Raw genomic sequence first — 1,285 nt, forward strand, 5'->3', positions numbered from 1 at the left:
TTATATTCATCCAGACCAGCACAAAATTTATCTATGCTTTTACAAAGTTGACCTTTACCCTTTTTTTTGCCATAAGTAATAATCTCCTTGTTACTTTGTTCTCCCATTCGTTCGTCGAACCTAAGAATTTTTTCTCTGATGTTTAGGATTTTATTCTTTTGCTCTAAACTATAACTTTCTCAACTAAGACTTAACCCTTTCGGAAGCCGAAGTAAAGTTATATTAGATATTTTTTCGGGATTAATTACATATTCTTCAGAAATAGGAACTTTTAACTTAACCAATATTTGACAATCAATATTTTTTAGATAAAAGTAAACCGACTTTCCCTCTTGAACAATATCAAATATCCAAAACTCTAAATTCAGCTTGCTATATTTTAAATCAATAAAATTATGTCTGTGAAAAGAAGGAGCGATCGCTACTAATCGCACCAAGTTTTGATAATCTACTTTCTGGGAAAAAGGCTTTTCTACTAAGACATTTTCATAATATCGAGTAAGCTGCTGCACGACATAGCGGTCTTCAATATTTTTCAATTCTAATATTGCTAACTGCCCCACTTCTGATACTGCTAAAATATCGCACCATTCCCCCATAACAATATGCTGACGTTTTAGAGGTTCTAAATTGAATAGATGAGGCAAATTTTCCCAGACAAAATCTTCTAAAGCTGCCTCACTTTCAAATTCCCACTTATCTGCTATTTTTTTCAGCATTGAGTTATCTACAAAAACTCTCCAATCTTAATTTTGACTGATACTAATCAATAAGAAATTCTCACCAAAAACTCCAACGTTATAGTTTCCAGACAGACTCCAAATCGAAAAAATCTCTCCTCTCAAAATTGAAGAGATACTAATAATAGAAAATTCTGACCAAAAACTCCAACGTTATAGTTTCCAGACAGACTCCAAATCGAAAAATCTCTCCTCTCAAAATTGAAGAGATACTAATAATAGGAAATTCTCACCAAAAACTCCAACGTTATAGTTTCCAGACAGACTCCAAATCGAAAAAATCTCTAGTCCGAGATTTGAGAGATACTAACAATAGGAAATTACCACAAAAAACTCCAACGTTATAGTTTCCAGACAGACTCCAAATCGAAAAAATCTCTAGTCCGAGATTTGAGAGATACTAACAAATAGGAAATTCCCACAAAAAACTCCAACGTTATAGTTTCCAGACAGACTCCAAATCGAAAAAATCTCTAGTCCGAGATTTGAGAGATACTAACAAATAGGAAATTCCCACAAAAAACTCCAACGTTATAGTTTCCAGA

At 33.1% G+C, this 1,285-nt stretch carries 1 protein-coding gene; it reads right to left on the reverse strand.

The window, feature by feature from the left end; all coding sequences use genetic code 11:
* Positions 1 to 179: 179 nt before the first annotated feature.
* Complete coding sequence (locus F6K22_RS33355) at positions 180 to 719, reverse strand: endonuclease NucS domain-containing protein (RefSeq protein WP_293108238.1); 540 nt, start codon at positions 717 to 719, stop codon at positions 180 to 182.
* Positions 720 to 1,285: the final 566 nt, after the last annotated feature.

Origin of the sequence: Okeania sp. SIO2F4, from assembly GCF_010672385.1 — a bacterium.
GTDB lineage: Bacteria > Cyanobacteriota > Cyanobacteriia > Cyanobacteriales > Microcoleaceae > Trichodesmium.